This window comes from Gemmatimonadales bacterium (assembly GCA_041390145.1).
In the GTDB taxonomy this organism is placed as follows: domain Bacteria; phylum Gemmatimonadota; class Gemmatimonadetes; order Gemmatimonadales; family GWC2-71-9; genus SPDF01.
This window is the reverse complement of sequence record JAWKQM010000006.1, coordinates 98,369-115,026: the sequence shown is the minus strand read 5'-3', so window position 1 is coordinate 115,026 and position 16,658 is coordinate 98,369. Positions and strand designations below refer to the sequence as shown.

General features: G+C 69.5%; 14 protein-coding genes and 1 tRNA gene. All 15 read right to left on the bottom strand.

Going from position 1 to position 16,658, the window contains the following annotated elements:
• Positions 1 to 24: 24 nt before the first annotated feature.
• A complete protein-coding gene (locus R2910_06655) occupies positions 25 to 1,269 on the bottom strand; it encodes a M23 family metallopeptidase (GenBank protein ID MEZ4412644.1) in 1,245 nt (414 codons plus the stop codon).
• Entirely contained in the window at positions 1,269 to 2,423 is a 1,155-nt protein-coding gene (gene ftsZ, locus R2910_06650) for a cell division protein FtsZ (GenBank protein MEZ4412643.1), read from the bottom strand. The genes R2910_06655 and ftsZ overlap by 1 nt, the downstream gene beginning before the upstream one ends.
• 23 nt (positions 2,424 to 2,446) lie before the next feature.
• The gene (ftsA, locus tag R2910_06645) at positions 2,447 to 3,700 is read right to left on the bottom strand and encodes a cell division protein FtsA (protein ID MEZ4412642.1); all 1,254 of its coding nucleotides are present in this window, start codon (positions 3,698 to 3,700) and stop codon (positions 2,447 to 2,449) included.
• The gene (locus R2910_06640; protein ID MEZ4412641.1) at positions 3,697 to 4,389 is read right to left on the bottom strand and encodes an FtsQ-type POTRA domain-containing protein; all 693 of its coding nucleotides are present in this window, start codon (positions 4,387 to 4,389) and stop codon (positions 3,697 to 3,699) included. Before R2910_06640 ends, ftsA begins: the two co-directional genes overlap by 4 nt.
• Complete coding sequence (gene murC, locus R2910_06635) at positions 4,386 to 5,726, bottom strand: UDP-N-acetylmuramate--L-alanine ligase (GenBank protein ID MEZ4412640.1); 1,341 nt, start codon at positions 5,724 to 5,726, stop codon at positions 4,386 to 4,388. The genes R2910_06640 and murC overlap by 4 nt, the downstream gene beginning before the upstream one ends.
• 82 nt (positions 5,727 to 5,808) lie before the next feature.
• The gene (murG, locus tag R2910_06630; protein MEZ4412639.1) at positions 5,809 to 6,897 is read right to left on the bottom strand and encodes an undecaprenyldiphospho-muramoylpentapeptide beta-N-acetylglucosaminyltransferase; all 1,089 of its coding nucleotides are present in this window, start codon (positions 6,895 to 6,897) and stop codon (positions 5,809 to 5,811) included.
• A complete protein-coding gene (locus R2910_06625; GenBank protein MEZ4412638.1) occupies positions 6,894 to 8,036 on the bottom strand; it encodes a putative peptidoglycan glycosyltransferase FtsW in 1,143 nt (380 codons plus the stop codon). Before R2910_06625 ends, murG begins: the two co-directional genes overlap by 4 nt.
• A complete protein-coding gene (gene murD / locus R2910_06620) occupies positions 8,033 to 9,382 on the bottom strand; it encodes a UDP-N-acetylmuramoyl-L-alanine--D-glutamate ligase (GenBank protein ID MEZ4412637.1) in 1,350 nt (449 codons plus the stop codon). The genes R2910_06625 and murD overlap by 4 nt, the downstream gene beginning before the upstream one ends.
• Positions 9,382 to 10,509, bottom strand: coding sequence for a phospho-N-acetylmuramoyl-pentapeptide-transferase (mraY, locus tag R2910_06615; GenBank protein MEZ4412636.1), 1,128 nt, complete (start codon positions 10,507 to 10,509; stop codon positions 9,382 to 9,384). Before mraY ends, murD begins: the two co-directional genes overlap by 1 nt.
• Positions 10,510 to 10,515: 6 nt before the next feature.
• Positions 10,516 to 11,868 carry a UDP-N-acetylmuramoyl-tripeptide--D-alanyl-D-alanine ligase gene (murF, locus tag R2910_06610; protein MEZ4412635.1) on the bottom strand — a complete coding sequence of 451 codons (1,353 nt, stop codon included), beginning with the start codon at positions 11,866 to 11,868 and terminating at the stop codon, positions 10,516 to 10,518.
• Positions 11,865 to 13,322 carry a UDP-N-acetylmuramoyl-L-alanyl-D-glutamate--2,6-diaminopimelate ligase gene (locus tag R2910_06605; GenBank protein MEZ4412634.1) on the bottom strand — a complete coding sequence of 486 codons (1,458 nt, stop codon included), beginning with the start codon at positions 13,320 to 13,322 and terminating at the stop codon, positions 11,865 to 11,867. The genes murF and R2910_06605 overlap by 4 nt, the downstream gene beginning before the upstream one ends.
• Positions 13,323 to 13,324: 2 nt before the next feature.
• The gene (locus R2910_06600; protein MEZ4412633.1) at positions 13,325 to 15,277 is read right to left on the bottom strand and encodes a penicillin-binding transpeptidase domain-containing protein; all 1,953 of its coding nucleotides are present in this window, start codon (positions 15,275 to 15,277) and stop codon (positions 13,325 to 13,327) included.
• A complete protein-coding gene (locus R2910_06595; GenBank protein ID MEZ4412632.1) occupies positions 15,277 to 15,570 on the bottom strand; it encodes a hypothetical protein in 294 nt (97 codons plus the stop codon). Before R2910_06595 ends, R2910_06600 begins: the two co-directional genes overlap by 1 nt.
• Positions 15,560 to 16,468: a 16S rRNA (cytosine(1402)-N(4))-methyltransferase RsmH gene (gene rsmH, locus R2910_06590; protein MEZ4412631.1), complete on the bottom strand. Its 909-nt coding sequence runs from the start codon at positions 16,466 to 16,468 to the stop codon at positions 15,560 to 15,562. Before rsmH ends, R2910_06595 begins: the two co-directional genes overlap by 11 nt.
• Positions 16,469 to 16,544: 76 nt before the next feature.
• Positions 16,545 to 16,619, bottom strand: a tRNA-Asp gene (locus tag R2910_06585).
• Positions 16,620 to 16,658 lie beyond the last annotated feature (39 nt).

Sequence of the window (16,658 nt, the reverse complement as noted above, 5' to 3'; positions counted from 1 at the left end):
GCGACGCGGAAGGGCGGCGGGATATCAGTCGCCGAGGTGAGCCATCGTCGGTGCCGGCACCGGGTACAACTCGGCCGCCAGCCGGTCCCGTTCCATGTCGAACGCCGGACGATCGGCGGTAGCCACCGGCTTGCCATTGCCGAGGTCCATCCGACGGGAGTCGCGCGCGACGCCATTGACCCGGAACTCGTAGTGCAGGTGCGAGGCCGTCGCCAAACCAGTGGCGCCTACCCGGCCGATGACCTGTCCCTGGCTGACCCGGGTACCCACCCGGACGAGGATGGCGCTCAGGTGCCCGTAGCGCGTGGTGATTCCGTTGGCGTGGCGCAGCTCGATCAGGTTGCCGTATCCCCCGGCCCGCCCCGCCTTGACCACGGTCCCCTCGCCGGCCGCCAGCACCGGGGTACCGTAGGCGGCGGAGTAGTCTGTGCCCTCGTGGCGGCGGGCGTATCCGAGAATCGGATGCCGGCGGGAGCGGTTGAAGCTGGAGGAGATGCGGCGGAACTGGAGGGGGGCCCGGAGGAAGGCACGCCGGAGGGACTGGCCGTCGGCGTCGTAGTAGGACGCCGCGCCGCTCGCCGTCTCGAACCGGTAGGCTGTGAGGTTCCGCCCGTTGATGGAGAGGTCGCTGGCCAGGATCTTTCCGAACCGTACTTCCCCCTCCTCGGACACCTCACGTTCGAACACGACCTGGAATCGGTCCCCCGACCTGATGTCCCGAGTGAAGTCCACGGACCAGGCATAGACATCCGCGAGGTCCCAGGCCAGTCGCTCCCGCTCGCCCGGACCCAGGAGCTGCGCGTCGACCCCGTCGTCAAGCGCCACATACAGCGAGTTGTCGATCGGCCCTTCGATCCGCACCACCTCCGGGCGCCATTCGATCGGCTGGATCTCGGTCGTCCAGCCGCCGCTGTCGGCCCGGAGGAACTGGAGGCGCTGCTCGGCGCCGGTGCGCACGGAAAACGCGCTTGGGAAGGAGTCCAGGCGGGGACGCCGGAAGCTGAAGACCATGCCGGCGCGAGCGCGGCGCGGATCGAAGCTCGAGCGCTCGACGACGTCCTGCAGGTTCAGCCCGACCACTCCCTGGCGCGCGAGCAGTTCGGAGATCGTTTCACCCCGGTGCAGGGTGTCGGTATTCTCGGTCCAGGCGTTGTCCACCACGATGGGCGGGGCGACCAGCACGCGCTTCCACGGCCAGGAGTGGTTGATCGCGGCCCAGGCCCCGAACAGGACGATCGCAAAGGCGACAAGAAACCGCGCGACCTTCATCAGTCCATCTGCCGCCGGATAAAGGTCGGGATTTCCATGTCCGGCACATCGGACGGGGCGGCGGGCCGGCGCGGTTCCGGCCGACTGGCCGGGGCAGGAGTCTGATTGCTGAGCGGAGGAGGCGTGGCCGTCCGACGCGGCGTCGGGAACGGCAGGATGCCGGGCGCCGAGCGGCCGCCGACGTCGTGCGTGATCGTCCGGTCAAACCCGGTGGCGATGACCGTCACCCGGACCTCGCCCTCCATGGCCGGATCGTTGTGCGCACCAAAGATGATTTCGGCATCGTCGCCGGCGGCGTCGTGGATGATCTGGTTGATGGTGCTGGCCTCGCCGAGCGTCAGGTCGTTGCCGCCGGTGATGTTGATCAGTACGCCGGTGGCGCCGGTGATCGAGACGTTGTCGAGCAGGGGGCTCGAAATAGCCTGCTGGGCCGCTTCCATGGCGCGGTTGTCACCCCGCCCGGTCCCGGTGCCCATCAGCGCCGCCCCACCGTTCTGCATGATCGTCCGCACATCGGCGAAGTCGACGTTGATGATGCCGGTCGAGGTGATCAGCCCGGCGATCCCCTGCGTGGCGTGGAGCAGCACCTCGTCGGCCTTCTTGAGCGCATCCTGGAAGGGGATGCCTTTCCCGACCACCGCGAGGAGCCGCTCGTTGGGAACCACGATCATCGTGTCCACGTTGTTGCGCAGCTCGGCGATGCCCATCTCGGCCTGCCGCATCCGCTTCCGGCCTTCGAAGAGGAACGGCTTGGTCACGATGCCCACGGTCAGCGCGCCGATGTCCCGCGCCACCTGGGCCACGATCGGCGCCGCTCCGGTTCCCGTACCGCCGCCCATGCCGCAGGTCACGAAGACCAGGTCGGCGCCCTGCACCGCGGCGATGATCTCGTCCCGGTTTTCCTCGACCGCCTGCCGGCCAATTTCGGGCCGGGCGCCGGCGCCGAGGCCGCGGGTCAGCTTCTTGCCGATCTGGACCTTGATGTCCGACCGCGAGGCCGTGAGCGCCTGGGCGTCGGTGTTGACCGAGATGAACTCCACGCCCAGCAGGCGCTCCTCGATCATCCGGTTCACCGCGTTGCCACCGCCGCCGCCGACGCCGACGACCTTCATCTTGGCGCTTTGGGTGACCGTTTCTTCGAGCTCGAAGATCATGGGTGTGTCCTCTCAGGACCTGATCAGAAGAAGTCTTGCAGCCAACGCTTGACGGGGGCGAGGTACTTCTCAACCTGGGTGCCGCGACGCCCGCCGCTGCCGAAGCCGCTGCCGAGCGCCAGTTGCCGTGCGCCATAGAGGGCCAACCCGGCGGGCACCACCATCCGCGGCGATTCCACGCTGTCGGCCAGGCCGGTGAGCCCCTGCCGCGGGATGCCGACCCGCACCGGCATGGCAAACACCTCGCGGCCCAGCTCCACGATGCCGGTGGCCTGCGCGCCGCCGCCGGTCAGGATGACGCCGGCCGGCAGGCGCTGGTGGTACCCGGCGCGGGTGATCTCGTCGAGGGCGTATTCCAGCACTTCCTGCAGCCGCATGTGCATTATATGCGCAAGCACCCGGCGGTGCGCGCTCCGCGCCCCCTGACCCGGCGTGCTGGGCAGCTGGATGACGTCGTCTTCCGGCACCAGCGGTTCGTAGGCGGCGCCGAACCGCTCCTTGATGCGCTCGGCGTCCTGCTGGGTCACCTGCAGGCCGTGCACCAGGTCGGCGGTCACATGCCCACCGGCGCAGAGCAGCGACGCGGTATGGCGAATCTTGCCGCCCTGGAAGATCGAGACGTTGGTGGACCCGCCTCCGAGCTCCACGATGGCGCACCCCAGCTCCCGTTCGTCGGGCGTGAGCACGGCCAGCGAGGCGGCCAGCGGTTCGAGCACGAACTCTCCCACATGGAAGCCGGCCCGCTCCACTGCACGCCGCAGGTTCTGCAAGACGCTCGAGAGCACCGTGACCAGGTACACCTCGGCTTCGAGCCGCGAACCGCTCATCCCGATGGGCTCGCTGATCCCCGGCTGCTGGTCGATGATGTAATCCTGCGGAATGGCGTGCAGGAGTTCGTGGTCGCGGCCGAAGGAGACGTTGCTGGCCATGTCATTGACGCGCGCCACGTCGCCCGTGCGGATCTCATCTCCCGTGACCGACACCATCCCGTGGGAGCTCCGGCCGGCCACATGTTCGCCGGCGATGCCGCAGTACACGGTACCGACCTCGACGCCAGCCATCCGCTGCGCGTCCGCCATGGCCTTGGTGATGGCGCGGGTCGTCTCTTCGAGATCCCGGATGACGCCCCGACGCATCCCCGCAGACCGCTCGATGCCGACGCCGAGGATTCGGGCCAGCGGCTCCCGGGAGTCGCCGGTCGCTTCGGCGACGATGGCGACGGTGCGAGTGGAACCAAGGTCGAGTGCGGCGACCAGGCGTTGCGGAGAGGCGGTCATGCCGGACGTCCCCGTCCCCGCACGACCACCTGTCCGGCAAATCGGCCGTCCAGTTCCACCCACGCGCGGCCCTGCTGGCCGAGTACCTGTTCTGCTGCCATCACCGCGCGAATAACCTCCGCTGTCACGTCAGGGCGGAACCACAGTCGGTGTCCGCCCAAGTCCACCAGCACGTCCCCATTCACCTGCGAGGCCGTGACCACCCTCGAAAATAACTCAGGATCGAGTTCCTGCAGGCGCCCGAGCACCCGGGCAACCGCCACGCCGGGCTGGTCGACCACCGGGAGGTCCGGCGCCGACACCGCCGGGTCGAACGGCAGGAACTTCCCGTTCCGCCCGATCATGGCGAGGCGCCCGTCCTTTGGCGCCAGCGCGACCGCTCGCGCCTCCGTGACCTCTACCACGAGCGTCCCCGGGAGGCGCCGATGCACCTGCGCACTCCGGATCCCCGGAAAGGCCAGCGCCCGCTGCTGGTACGGGCGGAGATCGTCGAAAAGATTGCCCCGGGTCGGAATCTTCAGCGCCGCGACGAGATCCGGTGGGTTGACCGCGCTCACCCCGACCAGCTCGACCCTCCGCACCTGAAAGAAGTTGACCTTCCTCAGGAGGAGCGGGCCGCCAAACCAGAGGAGCCCGCCGGCCGCGACACCAGCGACGGCCAGGAGCACCGGTCGAAGCCAGCGCCTCATCCGGCCCGCAGCCCGGCTGCCAGCTCGGGCCCGAGCCTGGTGATGTCGCCCGCCCCGAGGGTCAGGAGCACATCGCCCGGCGCCAGGAGTCCCAGCACCAACCGGCCGACCTCCCCCCGGTCAGGCGCAAAATGCACGTTTGCGCCTGCAGCCCGGGCCGCCTCGGCCACCAGCACACCGCTCACGCCGGGCACTGGCTGCTCCCGCGCGGCATAAATCTCGGTAACCACCGCCAGGTCGGCCCCGGCAAGCGCCTGCCCCATCGCGGTGCTGTGCGCCTGGGTCCGGCTGTAGAGGTGGGGCTGGAACACCGCCACCAGTCGTCGACCTGGAAACGCCTGGCGCGCAGCCTCAAGCGTGGCGGCCAGTTCCGTCGGGTGGTGCGCATAGTCGTCCACCAGCGTCACGCCGCCCGCATCGCCGAGCCGCTCGAACCGCCGCCCCACACCGGGAAACTCCGCGAGGGCCTCGAGCGCCGGCTCCAGTGGCCCGTCGAGCGCATGGACAACCCCGAGGGCCGCCGTGGCGTTCCGGAGGTTGTGGAGCCCCGGCACACGCAACCGGAGCGTCACGGCCTTCCGCCCCGGCAGCGTCACCGAAGCCACGGTCAGCAATGATTCCTGCCGGACGTCGGAGATGCGACATTCGGCGTCGGCCGCCACCCCGAACCTCAGAATCCCCGGCCCGAGCCGTGCCGCCAGACGGGCCGCGCCTGCATCGTCGACGCCGATCAGCCGCACGCGAGCCCGCGCCGCGAATGTGGCGAACGCCTCCTCGAGCGCGTCGAAGGACCCGTAGCACTCGAGGTGGTCGGCCTCGACGTTGTTTACGACCGCCACCGTCGGGTGGAGGGCGAGAAAGGCCTTGTCGTACTCGTCGGCCTCGACCACAAAGAGCGAGCTACCATCGAGCCGGGCGTTTCCACCCCATTGGCCGACCCGTCCGCCTGCCAGTCCCGTCGGGGCCAGGCCGGCCGCCGCCAGTGCCTCGGTCGTCATCACCGTGGTGGTCGTCTTGCCGTGCGTCCCCGCAATCCCGACGACAGTGCCACCTGCGACCAGACCGGCGAGCGCTTCCTTGCGCGGCACAACCGGAATCCCGAGTTCACGGGCCCGCACCAGCTCCGGGTGGTCCTGAGGGACCGCCGCGGTGTACACCACCGCGCGGGCCCCCTCGACGTGGGCAGGATCGTGTCGGTCGGCGATTTTGGCTCCCAGAGCCGCCACATCGGCAGCGCCTTCCGGAGCCGGGTCGCAACCGGTCACAGGCACCCCCCGCCGACGCGTGATCAACGCCAGGGCGCTCATCCCCGCCCCGCCGATGCCGACGAAGTGCACAGGCCGCGGATCCGAGGGGTTGAATAAGTCCATTGGAATTGAGCTAATGTAAAATCTTATCGAGAGTTGCGAAAGAGCGAGGCTACTCCAGAAGCGTCAAAAGATGCGACACGATGTCGCTGGCGGCTGTGGGACGGCCCCGGGCCTGGGCGGCACCCGCCATGGTGGTCATCCGGGTCGGGTTCCCGATGAGCCCCGAAACAGCCTCCCCCAGCGACTCAGGCGTCAGGTCGCGCTGGAGGAGGACGATGGCGGCCCCGGATGCCTCCAGCGCCCGCGCGTTGCCCGTCTGGTGGTCAGCCGCCGCCGTCGGAAGCGGGATGAGGATACTCGGCAGACCCCAGGCACAGATCTCAGCGCAGGTCATCATCCCGGCCCTCCCAACCACCAGGTCCGCCACGGCGAACGCATCGGCAATCGGGTCGAGAAAGTCGAACACCTGGACTCCGGGCGGCCGATGCGCGGCGGCAAACCGGGCGTGCGAGCCCTTTCCCGTGGCCCAGAGCAACTGGACTCCGGCAGCTCCCCCGGACGAGACCCAACCCGCCGTGGCTTCGTTGATGGCGACCGCTCCCTGGCTTCCCCCGGTGACCAGCACGACCGGGCGGTCGGCCGTGAGTCCGAAACGGGCTCGAGCGGCTTCGCTACGTGAACGATCGGGTGGGTTGATCGGGTTGCCGGTCTCGAAGACCCGGGTGGCGTTCCCTTTTGCCAACTGGCGCGCCGCTTCAGGGGCCCCAAGGTATACGTGGCGGGCGCGGCGACTCACCAGCTTCGTGGCGAGGCCGGGGACCGCGTTCTGCTCCTGGATGGCCGTCGGGATGCCGCGCCGGGCCGCCAGGTAGACCACCGGCGCCGAGGCGTATCCACCGGTGCCCAGCACCGCGAGCGGACGCTCCTTGTCGAGAAGCCGGCCGACGGCGCGGAGGAGCCGCCCCGCCAGGAACGGCCAGCGCCAGTTCTTCCACCACTGCCGCCGGTAGAGCGGCTCCGCCGGGAGCAGCGCGTACCGGAAATCCCGGGTCGGCAGCAGGGTACGCTCGATGCCGCGCTCCGCCCCCACGAGCACCGGTTCCAGATCGGGCCGCTGTCGACGGAGTTCGGCGGCGATCGCGAGGGCCGGCATCAGGTGTCCGCCCGTTCCGCCGCCGGCAATCAGGACCGTGCTCATTCGGCGACCGGCTTGGGTGCGGGTCGTCCCCGCATGCGCCCGATGTTGATCAGGATACCGGTGCTCACCAGTGAGATGACCAGGCTGGACCGGCCGTACGACATGAAGGGAAGGGTCAGCCCGGTCGTCGGCATCAGGGCCAGGGAGACCGCCATGTGCATCACCGCCGTGATGCCAATCATCGCAGTGATGCCGACCGCGAGGAACTGCCCGAAGGGATCGGGCGCGCTTCGCGCGATTCGAAAGCCGAGCCAGAGGAAGAGGCCGAAGAGGACCACTACCAGCACGACGCCCAGAAACCCCCACTCCTCCCCGATCGTGCTGAACATGAAGTCCGAGTAGGCGTACGGCAGGAAGAGCTTCTGTTGGCCTTCCCCGAACCCGACCCCAAGCAGTCGCCCCGAACCGATGCCGACGAGGGACTGGTGAATCTGCATCCCCGCATCCTTCGCGTCGCCGGGGTTGAGGAAGGTGGTCCAGCGCGCCATCCGATACTGGGCAGACTGGATCTTGTCGAAGAGGAGCAGCAGCACGCCGAACCCGAGCAGGATGAAGTGCCCGATTCTGGCGCCTGCCGAGAAGAGGACAATCAGGCCGAGCAGGGTCACCAGCGTTGCCATGGTCAGGTTTGGCTGGAGAAAAATGAGGAGCGCGATCGCTCCGATCCCGACCAGGAACGGGAGCACGCCCTTCTTGAAGTCCCGCACCTGCACGCCCTTCTTGGCCGCGAGCGCGGCGCACCAGACGATGATGGCAAGGCGGGCAATCTCGGACGGCTGGAAGTTCAGAGGGCCGATATCGACCCAGCGGCGCGCGCCGTTGATCCTGGGGGCAATCCGCTCGGTCCCCGGCAGGAGGACAATCAGCAGCACCACGATCGTGGCGAAGAAGAACGGCCAGGCGAACCGGCGCCAGAGATGGTAATCGATCCGGGAAACCACGCTCAGCCCCAGCAGGCCCAGCATCGCACCCACCAGCTGGCGGATCGCAAAGCCCGCACCGGTGCCGCCCGCCGTCTGCAGGCTGAGCGCGCCATAGGCGTTGGCGATACCGAACACCACCAGCGTCGCGGTGACCACCGCCAGGAGGCGGGTCTCCCACCGCAGCTCACCGGGGTGCCGCGCGGCCGGGGCGCTCACAGCGACTCCACCCCCGCCCGGAACTCGGCGCCGCGCTCTTCATAGTTGCGGAACATGTCGTAGCTGGAGCAGGCCGGCGAGAGCAGGATCGCGTCGCCCGGCTCGGCGAGGCCGCGTGCCGTGGCCAGCACCTCGGCAAACGTCCCCGCACGAACCACCTTCACCGACCCGCCGAGATCCCCGTCCACCAGCGGTGCAGCCTCGCCGTAGGCCACGATGGCGCGGCATCGCGGGGCAAGCACCGGCGCCAGCCGCTGATAGGACTCGCCCTTGTGGCGCCCGCCGAGCAGCAGCACGTAGGGGCGGTCGAGCGCGTTGAGCGCCACCTCCGTCGACGCAATGTTTGTCGCCTTGCTGTCGTTGATCCAGAGCACGCCGCCGACCTCGCGGACCGGCTCCAGCCGGTGCGGAAGCGCACGAAACGAGCGGAGCCCTTCCGCCACGGCTTCCAGGCGCACCCCGGCCATCCGGACCGCCAGCGAGGCCGCCAGCGCGTTCGCCACGTTGTGATCGCCGAGGAGCATCAGCTCGCTCCGTGGCAGGACCGCGACGCCGGCCAGCATCAGCTGCCCCGCCTCACGGTCGTACCAGGCGTCGGCAGGCCGCCGGACCGAGAACTGCTGGTGCCGGCCCGGCACGCCCTCGACCATCCGCTCCACCTCCGCATCATCAGCATTCGTGATCCAGGTCGAGCCGGGCGTGGCGTTCCGGAAGAGCAGCGCCTTGTCGGCGTAGTAGTCCTGCAGCGTCGGATAGCGGTCGAGGTGATCGGGAGAGAGGTTGGTCAGCACGCCGGCCGTCGGCGCCAGGCTCGGCATGCCGTGGAGCTGGAAGGAGGAGAGCTCGGCGGCGATCCACTCCGGCGGTTCGGGCTCAAGTGCCACCGCCGACAGCGGCTGCCCGATGTTGCCTGCCGCCACCGCCCGGAGGCCGGCCGTCACAAGGAGGTGCGCCGTGAGGGCGGTGGTGGTCGTCTTCCCGTTGGTGCCGGTGATCGCCAGGGTCCGCGATGACGCGAGGCACCGGAGCCCCAGCTCCGACTCGGCAAGCACCGGCACCCCGGCCTCCCTCGCCACGCGCAACGCCGCCGCGTCCGGCGGCACTCCCGGCGAGACGACAGCGGCCACCGCGCGGCCGATCCGTTCAAGATCGTGGCCGCCGAGTTCCACCTCCACCCCTGCCGCGCGGAGGACGGCCGCCTGACTGTCGAGGGTTGGCCCGCTCCCCCCGTCCGACGCATAGACCGCAATTCCATGATGCCGCAGGAGCCTGGCCGCGGCACCGCCACTCTTGCCGAGCCCGATCACGGCCACTTCGCGCCCGGGGCCGCGCCACTCCGGGAACATCAGCGCACCTTCAGCGTGGCCAGCGCCACCAGCGCACAGAGGATGCCCAGGATCCAGAACCGGATGACCACCGTGGTTTCGCCCCAGCTGTGCTTCTCGAAGTGATGGTGCAGCGGCGCCATCCGGAAGACCTTGTGCGCATCGGCGTACTCCCGCCCGCGCGTCCGCTTGAACCACTTGTACACGGACGTCTGCAGCGTCACCGACACCGCCTCGGCCACGAACACCCCGCCAATCAGCACCAGGAGAAATTCCGCCTTCAGGAGGATCGCCACCGTTCCGAACGCGCCGCCGATGGCGAGGCTGCCGGTGTCACCCATGAAGACTTCGGCGGGATGCGCGTTGAACCAGAGAAACCCGAGCGCCGCGCCCATCAGGGCGGCGCAGAATACGGCGAGTTCCCCGGCGCCCGGCAGGTAGATCAGGTTGAGGTAGGAGGTGAAGTCCACCCGGCCGAAGAGATAGGCGAACGCCGCGAACGTCGCCGCGGCAATGGCGGTCAACCCGGTGGCCAGCCCGTCGAGGCCGTCGGTCAGGTTGACGGCGTTGCTCCAGGCCGTAATGACAAACACCACGAATCCGACGAAGAGCAGCGGCGCGAAGTTGATCACGAGGTACTTGAAGAACGGCACCGTGGTGGCGGTGGCGGGGATGATGGTCACGGGGACGACGGGAAAGAACAGCAGATAGAGCCCGAGCACGAGGCCGAACGTGCACTGTCCGGCCAGCTTCCATTTGGCCACGAGCCCGCGCGACTTCCCCTGCACGATCTTCAGGTAGTCGTCCAGGAACCCGATGGCGCCCATCCACAGCGTCGCGAGCATCGCCACCACAACCATCCGGTTGTCGACCCGCGCCCAGAGCAGGGTCGGCAGAATGGTGGCGAAGATGATGACCAGTCCGCCCATGGTGGGCGTGCCCCGCTTGCCCTGGTGGCTCGCCGGGCCCTCGGCCCGGATGATCTGACCGATCTTGTGGGCCCGGAGCCGCCGGATCACGGCGGGACCCACAATGAACGACAGCACCAGCGCCGTCACCCCGGCGCCGGCGGCGCGAAAGGCGATGTAGTTGAACAGGTTGAACAGGATGAACTGCTTGCCGAGCGGGGCCAGCCAGAAGTAGAACATCGCGCCTCAGGATCCGTGGGCTGCTCGCGGGGTGAGCAGGGGAATAATACGCTCAAGTGCCACACCGCGGGACGCCTTGAGCACCACGAGCTCTGTGCCCTCGAGAAGCGGGGCCAGCTGGTGGCCGAGCGCGGCCACGTCGTCGGCTACCACGAGGCGGTCGCCAAGCTCCCCGCGGAAGGGCTCCAGCGCCGGGACGAAGTCGCCAACCGCCGCCAGCAGCTCCGGTTTGAGGGCGACCAGGTCGCGGGCCACCGCCTCGTGCCACGACGACGCCTCGCTTCCCAGTTCGCGCATGGTGCCCGCCACGAAGACCAGCCGACGCCCGGCGCGCATCGCCTGGGCCGTGGCGATCGCCGCCCGGAACGACAGCGGGTTGGCGTTGTAACAGTCGTTGAGGATGGTCAGCTTGCCGAACGCCATGACCTGCCCCCGGCCGCCCGGAACCTCCACCCGTTCCAGCGCCCTCGCCACCGCGAGCGGATCGAGCCCAAGGTGAATCGCGACGGCCCAGGCGAGCATCGCGTTGGCCGCGAGGTGACGGCCAGGCAGGGGCAGGGTAAACCGCGCCCGGTCGGTGACGACGGTGGCCCGGCCAGCCGAGTCGAGCGACACCGATTCCGGGCGCAACTCGGCGCCTCCCAGCCCGGCCGTCACCACCCGCCGGGCCAGGGCGCGCGCGCGCGTAGCCAACTCGGGCGGCTCCGTGCCGACGACAGCCAGCGGCGCCCCGTCGACCATCGCGACTTCCTCGGCGAGGACGACCTCCAGCGACCCGAAGCCCTCGAGGTGCTCGGCGGCCACGTTGGTGACCACGGCCACCGTGGGCTCGATGATCTGACGATACCTTGGCACCTCCCCCGGCACGCTCGCCCCCGCCTCGATGACCAGCGCCTCGGTGTCATCGGGCGCCTCGAGAATGGTCAGCGGCACGCCGATGAGGTTATTGAGGTTGGCCCGGGTCGCGTGGACCTTGTACCGGGTGCCAAGCGCAACCGCCAGCATTTCCTTGGTGCTGGTCTTGCCGTTGCTCCCCGCGACGGCCACCACCGGTCCCGTCAGGGTCCGCCGACGCGCCCGCGCCAGCCATCCGAGCGCCTCCACAGTATCCGCGACCTCGAAGAGCACCAGCCCGGGGACCGGTGGCGTGCCGGCGCGAACCACGGCCCCCAACGCGCCTCGCGCCGCCGCTTCGTCGAGATGAGCGTGCCCGTCAAATCGCTCGCCGGCGATGGCGACGAACAGCGCGCCGGCGGGGAGAGACCGCGTATCGGTCGAGACGGCGGTATAGGGTGCACCGCCGGATTCGCCGGGAGGCAACCCCAGCGCCCGACGCACATCGGCGCTCGTCCAGATCATCGCCGGCCGTCCAGCGCCGCATGTACGATACTGCGCTCGTCGAAGGGGTACTTGGTCTTCCCGATGAGCTGATACGTCTCGTGGCCCTTGCCGGCCAGCAGCACGGTGTCCCCCGCCCCGGCATCCGCAAGGACCTGGTGGATGGCGACCTCACGGTCGTTGAACCTGAGGTGATGCGCGCCACCCATCCCCGCCTCCATGTCGTCCATGATCCGCTCGGGATCTTCGGTGCGGGGATTGTCCGGCGTGATCGCCACCAGATCCGCCCCCTCCACCGCAATGCGCGCCATCTCGGGGCGCTTCGTCCGGTCCCGATCGCCCCCGCAGCCGAAGATGAGGATCAACCGGCCCGGCGTGAGGGGCCGGAGCGTCGCGAGCACACGCGCCATCGCGTCAGGCGTGTGGGCGTAATCGCGGAGGACCACCATCGGCGCGTCGGCGAGCCGTTCCATCCTGCCGGGGACCTGCGGCGCCGCCGCCAGGCGATCGACAACCTCGGCGAGCGGCCGGTCGAGCGCCAGCGCCGTCGCCGCCGCCGCCAGCGCGTTGGAAACGTTGAATGACCCCATCAGCGGAATGCGGACGTCCGCCCGCCCGAAACGACCGGTGAGCCGGAAGGTGCTGCCGCCCGCCTCGAGCTGCACCTCTTCGGCCCGCACCTCGGCGTCGGGCAATTCACCGAAAGTGACGCGCCGCGGGAACGGCGGCAGTGCGGACCATGCCGGATCGTCGGCGTTGACGATCTCGTACCCGGCGGGTCCGAGCAGCGCGCTGAGTCGCAGCTTGGCGGCGAGATACGCCTCCATCGTGCGATGGTAGTCCAGGTGCTCGTGGGTCAGGTTGGTGAAGACGCCTGCGGCAAAGCTGAGGCCGTCGAGCCGCCCCTGGTCGAGGCTGTGCGAGGAGGTCTCCATCGCAATGTGGGTGACGCCGCGGTCGCGGAACCTGGCGAAGGTCGCGTGCAGGTCCACCGGCCCGGGGGTGGTCAGGCTCCCTGCCGTCGACGGCACCCGCTCCCCCGCCCCGTCGAAGGCGCCCAGCGTTCCGATGCTGCCGGCCGTCCCGTCGGCGTTGAAGAGGTGCCGCACCAAGCCGGTTGTCGTGGTCTTGCCGTTGGTGCCGGTGATGCCGACGAGCGTCATGGCGGCGGCAGGATCACCATACCACGCGCGCGCCACGGCGCTCGCGGCACGCCGGCCGTCGGTCACCAGGATCTCGGGCACCCCCGCGTCCATCGGACGCTCGCCCATGACCGCCACCGCACCGCGCGCCACGGCCTCCGCGGCATAGTCGTGCCCGTCGGCAGTGGTTCCCCGTACGGCGCAGTAGAGCTGTCCGGGGGCAATGGTCCGGGTGTCGATGCCGAGTCCGGTGAGGATCGCGCCGTTGGCTGGCGCGTGCACCAGCACGCCCTCCCGCCGAAGCGCCGCAATCAGTTCATTCCAGTCGACCATCGTCACTCCACCTGCAGGCGGACAGTGGTGCCGACCCGAACGGAGGCACCTGCCGCCGGGCTCGATCCTCGTACCGTGCCGGCTCCCGCCGCCGACACTTCGAACCCGCGGCGATGGAGCGCGAGGGCGGCCGCGCGGACGCTCATGCCGGTCACCACCGGCACCGTCGCCCGCTTCGCCTCCGCCGAATCAGGCGGGGTCGGCCACGGGACAATGACGCGCGAGGTGGCGACCTGCGTCGCCCGCGACTGGTCCGGCGAGGCTGCCGCCACGCCCGCCGCCTGACCGCCGAGCATCCGGGCCCGGTCAAACGAGACTCGCTTGGAGGCGAGCGCCTGCTCGAGCATCGTCCGGACGACCGGCGCGGCAACCTCGCCGCCATAGTACTGCCCGCTGGTCGGCCCGTCGATCTTGACCACGACGACCAGTTGCGGATCCTCGGCAGGAAACATTGACGCGAACGAGGCCACGTACTCGTTCACGTACTTGCCGTTTCGGATGCGCCGGGCGGTCCCCGTCTTCCCGAGCACTCCGTAGCTCCCGACTTGCGCCCTGCTGCCGGTGCCGCCGCTCCCGCTGGCGCCCCGAAGGAACTCGCGCAGCTGCGCGGCGACCTCCGGCGAGACCGCGCGGCGAACCGGCTCGGGCTGGTGCCGGTAGAGGACGGTGCCGTCGGGGGCGCGGACCTCGCGGATGAGCGTGGGGGTGAGCAGGATCCCGTCATTGGCAATCGCGGCGTACGCGGCCGCCAGCTGCAGCGCGGTCACCTCGAAGTAATACCCCATCGCGACGCTCACCCGGTCGTACTCCGGCTGCCACCGTTCCGGCCGGTAGACGATCCCGCGGGATTCGGAGGGCAGTTCCACACCGGTGGGCGCCCCGAACCCGAAGTCGCGCAGCTGCTGGTATTGCTCGACTGGCGTGAGCCGATCGGACAGCTTCGCCATGGCCACGTTGCTCGACACCTCGATGGCCTGTGCCAGGGTGAGCATGCCCGGCTTGGCGTGTTCGTCGTTGATCTCCCGCGTGCGGCCGTTGGAGAGCTCCATCTCCCAGTGGCCGCCCTCGTTGTTCACCCGGTCGCTGCTGTCCACCCGCTCAAGGGAGAGGAGGGCCGCGGCCGTAAAGAGCTTGGCGGTGGAGCCCGGCTCGAACGGTTCGGTGAAGGCCATGAGGTCGGGCGCGCCATGCTTCTGGGAGGCCACCGCGAGGATCTCGCCGGTGCGCGGATCGAGGAAGATGACGTCACCCCCCTGCGCGTCAAATTGCGCGATCGTCTCTGCCAGCGCCTGCTCGGCAATGTCCTGCAGCTCGGCGTCGATGGTCAGGACGACATCGTTGCCGGGAACCGGGTCCTTGCGGAGCCGCCCCGGCGACTCGTAGCGCCGGCCGCGCCGATCCTTCAGGACCACCTGTTCTCCGGGCGTCCCGGTAATCAGCGGCGCCAGCGCCCGCTCCAGCCCCGAGGCAGACCCACCCTCCGGCCCCACCCGCCCGATGACCCGGCCTGCGAGTCGCTGTGATGGGTAGAACCTGAGGAATTCACCCTCAATGTGCACCCCCTTGAAGGCCCGCAGGGGTTCCACATCGGTGGCGGTGAATGGTCCGTAGAAATAGAGGTAGGGTTTGCGGGCAAAATCGCGCTTCAGGGTGGCCGCAGGTACCTCGAGCTGCCGCGAGGCGACGCGGATCAGGGCCGAACGCTCGTCGACTTCGTTCGGAGCGATCCCCACCCGGTAGAACTCCTGCGTCACCGCCATCGGCAGTCCGCCCCGATCGTACAGCGTGCCCCGGCGTGCCTCGAGTGTGCGCAGCTCGGTCCGGCTCTGCGCCGCCTCCGTCGCATACTCCCCACCCTTGACCAGCTGCACCTGCGCGGCGCGCCCCACGACGACCAGCAAACTGGCCACCAGCACCACCTGGATCAGCCCGATCCGGGCCCGCACGCGCGCCATCAGCGGGTTCCCGTCAGCGGTGGGAGCGGGAGGGGTGCCTGCTCGGAATCCTTCGGAAAGTGCAGCCCGAGGTCCACCAGCGCCTTGCGGCCGAGGACGGCGCGCCCGGAGGCGTCACGGATGCGGCGCTCAAAGTCTGCCTGCCTGGCTTCGAGGTTGGCCCGGTCCTGCCGCAGGTCGGCCACACGCCGGGCCATGCGGATGCTCGCCGTCTGCCGCAGCTGGACGACTGTGGCCACGAAAAGGAAGAGGAGGAGCCAGAGCATGACCCAGTGGCGGCCCTTAAGCGTCATCGGCGACCTGGAACACGCGGAGCCTCGCGCTCCGCGCCCGGGGGTTGGCGGCGATCTCCTCGGCGGACGGGAGGATCGACTTCCGCGGTGTCACCGTGCCGAGTGCACGGCCGCGGCAGGTGCAGATCGGCTGGATCGCGGGGCAGATGCAGACCGTGGCCCATTCGCGAAAGGCGTGCTTGACCAGCCGATCCTCACCTGAATGATAACTGATCACCGCGAGCCGCCCACCGGGGGTCAAGCTGTCCCGCAACGCGGGGAGCGCGCGCGCCAGTCCCGGCAGTTCGTCGTTGACCGCAATCCGGACCGCCTGGAAGAGACGCGCAAAATCGCCCGGCCCGGAACGCGGGCCGAGCACCCGCCGGATTGCGTTGACGAAATCGTCGCTGGTCACAAAGGGCGCCTGGGATCGGCGCTCGACCACCTCGGCGGCGAGCCGCCGGGCCCTGGGCTCGTCGCCGAAATCCTTGAAGATCCCGGCGAGCGCTTCCGCAGGCTCCTCGTTCAACAGGTCGGCCGCCGTCGGACCGGTGCGCGACATGCGCATGTCCAGCGCGGCGCCACGCCGGAAGGTGAAGCCAAGGGCCTCGTCATCGAGCTGGCGGGAGGAGACCCCGAGATCAAGGAGGATGAAATCGGGATGGAAGTCGGCGACGGCCTGGAGCGCTTCGGAAGAGGCGTAGGGAGCGGAAAGCAATCGGACGCCCGCACTGCCAAGCCGGGCACGCGCGCGCGTGATGGCCTCCGGATCGCGGTCGATGCCGAGCACCTCGATGCCTGCCGCGCGCAAGGCTGCCGTGTGCCCCCCGTCCCCGAGGGTGCAGTCGACGGCACGCCGGGCGCCGGAGGCGAGCTCCAGCACGGCGTCGAGCAGGACGGGAAGGTGGAAGTCGGTCACCGGCAGTCCTGGGAGGGAGCGTCCAAAGCGAACACCCCGTCCGCCAAGGCGAACGGGGTGCCGGGTGTTCTGGGAGCGGGGCTGACGGGGCTCGAACCCGCGACCTCCGCAGTGACAGTGCGGCACTCTAACCAAGCTGAGCTACAGCCCCCGATACAGCGCACCATAATAACCGGAGGCGGCTCCGGGT

What these genes read in the sequence shown, in the direction of transcription:
- R2910_06655 (MEZ4412644.1), bottom strand. Translation starts at nt 1,269, where the DNA reads ATGAAGGTCGCGCGGTTTCTTGTCGCCTTTGCGATCGTCCTGTTCGGG.
- ftsZ (MEZ4412643.1), bottom strand. Translation starts at nt 2,423, where the DNA reads ATGATCTTCGAGCTCGAAGAAACGGTCACCCAAAGCGCCAAGATGAAG.
- ftsA (MEZ4412642.1), bottom strand. Translation starts at nt 3,700, where the DNA reads ATGACCGCCTCTCCGCAACGCCTGGTCGCCGCACTCGACCTTGGTTCC.
- R2910_06640 (MEZ4412641.1), bottom strand. Translation starts at nt 4,389, where the DNA reads ATGAGGCGCTGGCTTCGACCGGTGCTCCTGGCCGTCGCTGGTGTCGCG.
- murG (MEZ4412639.1), bottom strand. Translation starts at nt 6,897, where the DNA reads ATGAGCACGGTCCTGATTGCCGGCGGCGGAACGGGCGGACACCTGATG.
- murD (MEZ4412637.1), bottom strand. Translation starts at nt 9,382, where the DNA reads ATGTTCCCGGAGTGGCGCGGCCCCGGGCGCGAAGTGGCCGTGATCGGG.
- mraY (MEZ4412636.1), bottom strand. Translation starts at nt 10,509, where the DNA reads ATGTTCTACTTCTGGCTGGCCCCGCTCGGCAAGCAGTTCATCCTGTTC.
- murF (MEZ4412635.1), bottom strand. Translation starts at nt 11,868, where the DNA reads ATGATCTGGACGAGCGCCGATGTGCGTCGGGCGCTGGGGTTGCCTCCC.
- R2910_06605 (MEZ4412634.1), bottom strand. Translation starts at nt 13,322, where the DNA reads ATGGTCGACTGGAATGAACTGATTGCGGCGCTTCGGCGGGAGGGCGTG.
- R2910_06600 (MEZ4412633.1), bottom strand. Translation starts at nt 15,277, where the DNA reads ATGGCGCGCGTGCGGGCCCGGATCGGGCTGATCCAGGTGGTGCTGGTG.
- R2910_06595 (MEZ4412632.1), bottom strand. Translation starts at nt 15,570, where the DNA reads ATGACGCTTAAGGGCCGCCACTGGGTCATGCTCTGGCTCCTCCTCTTC.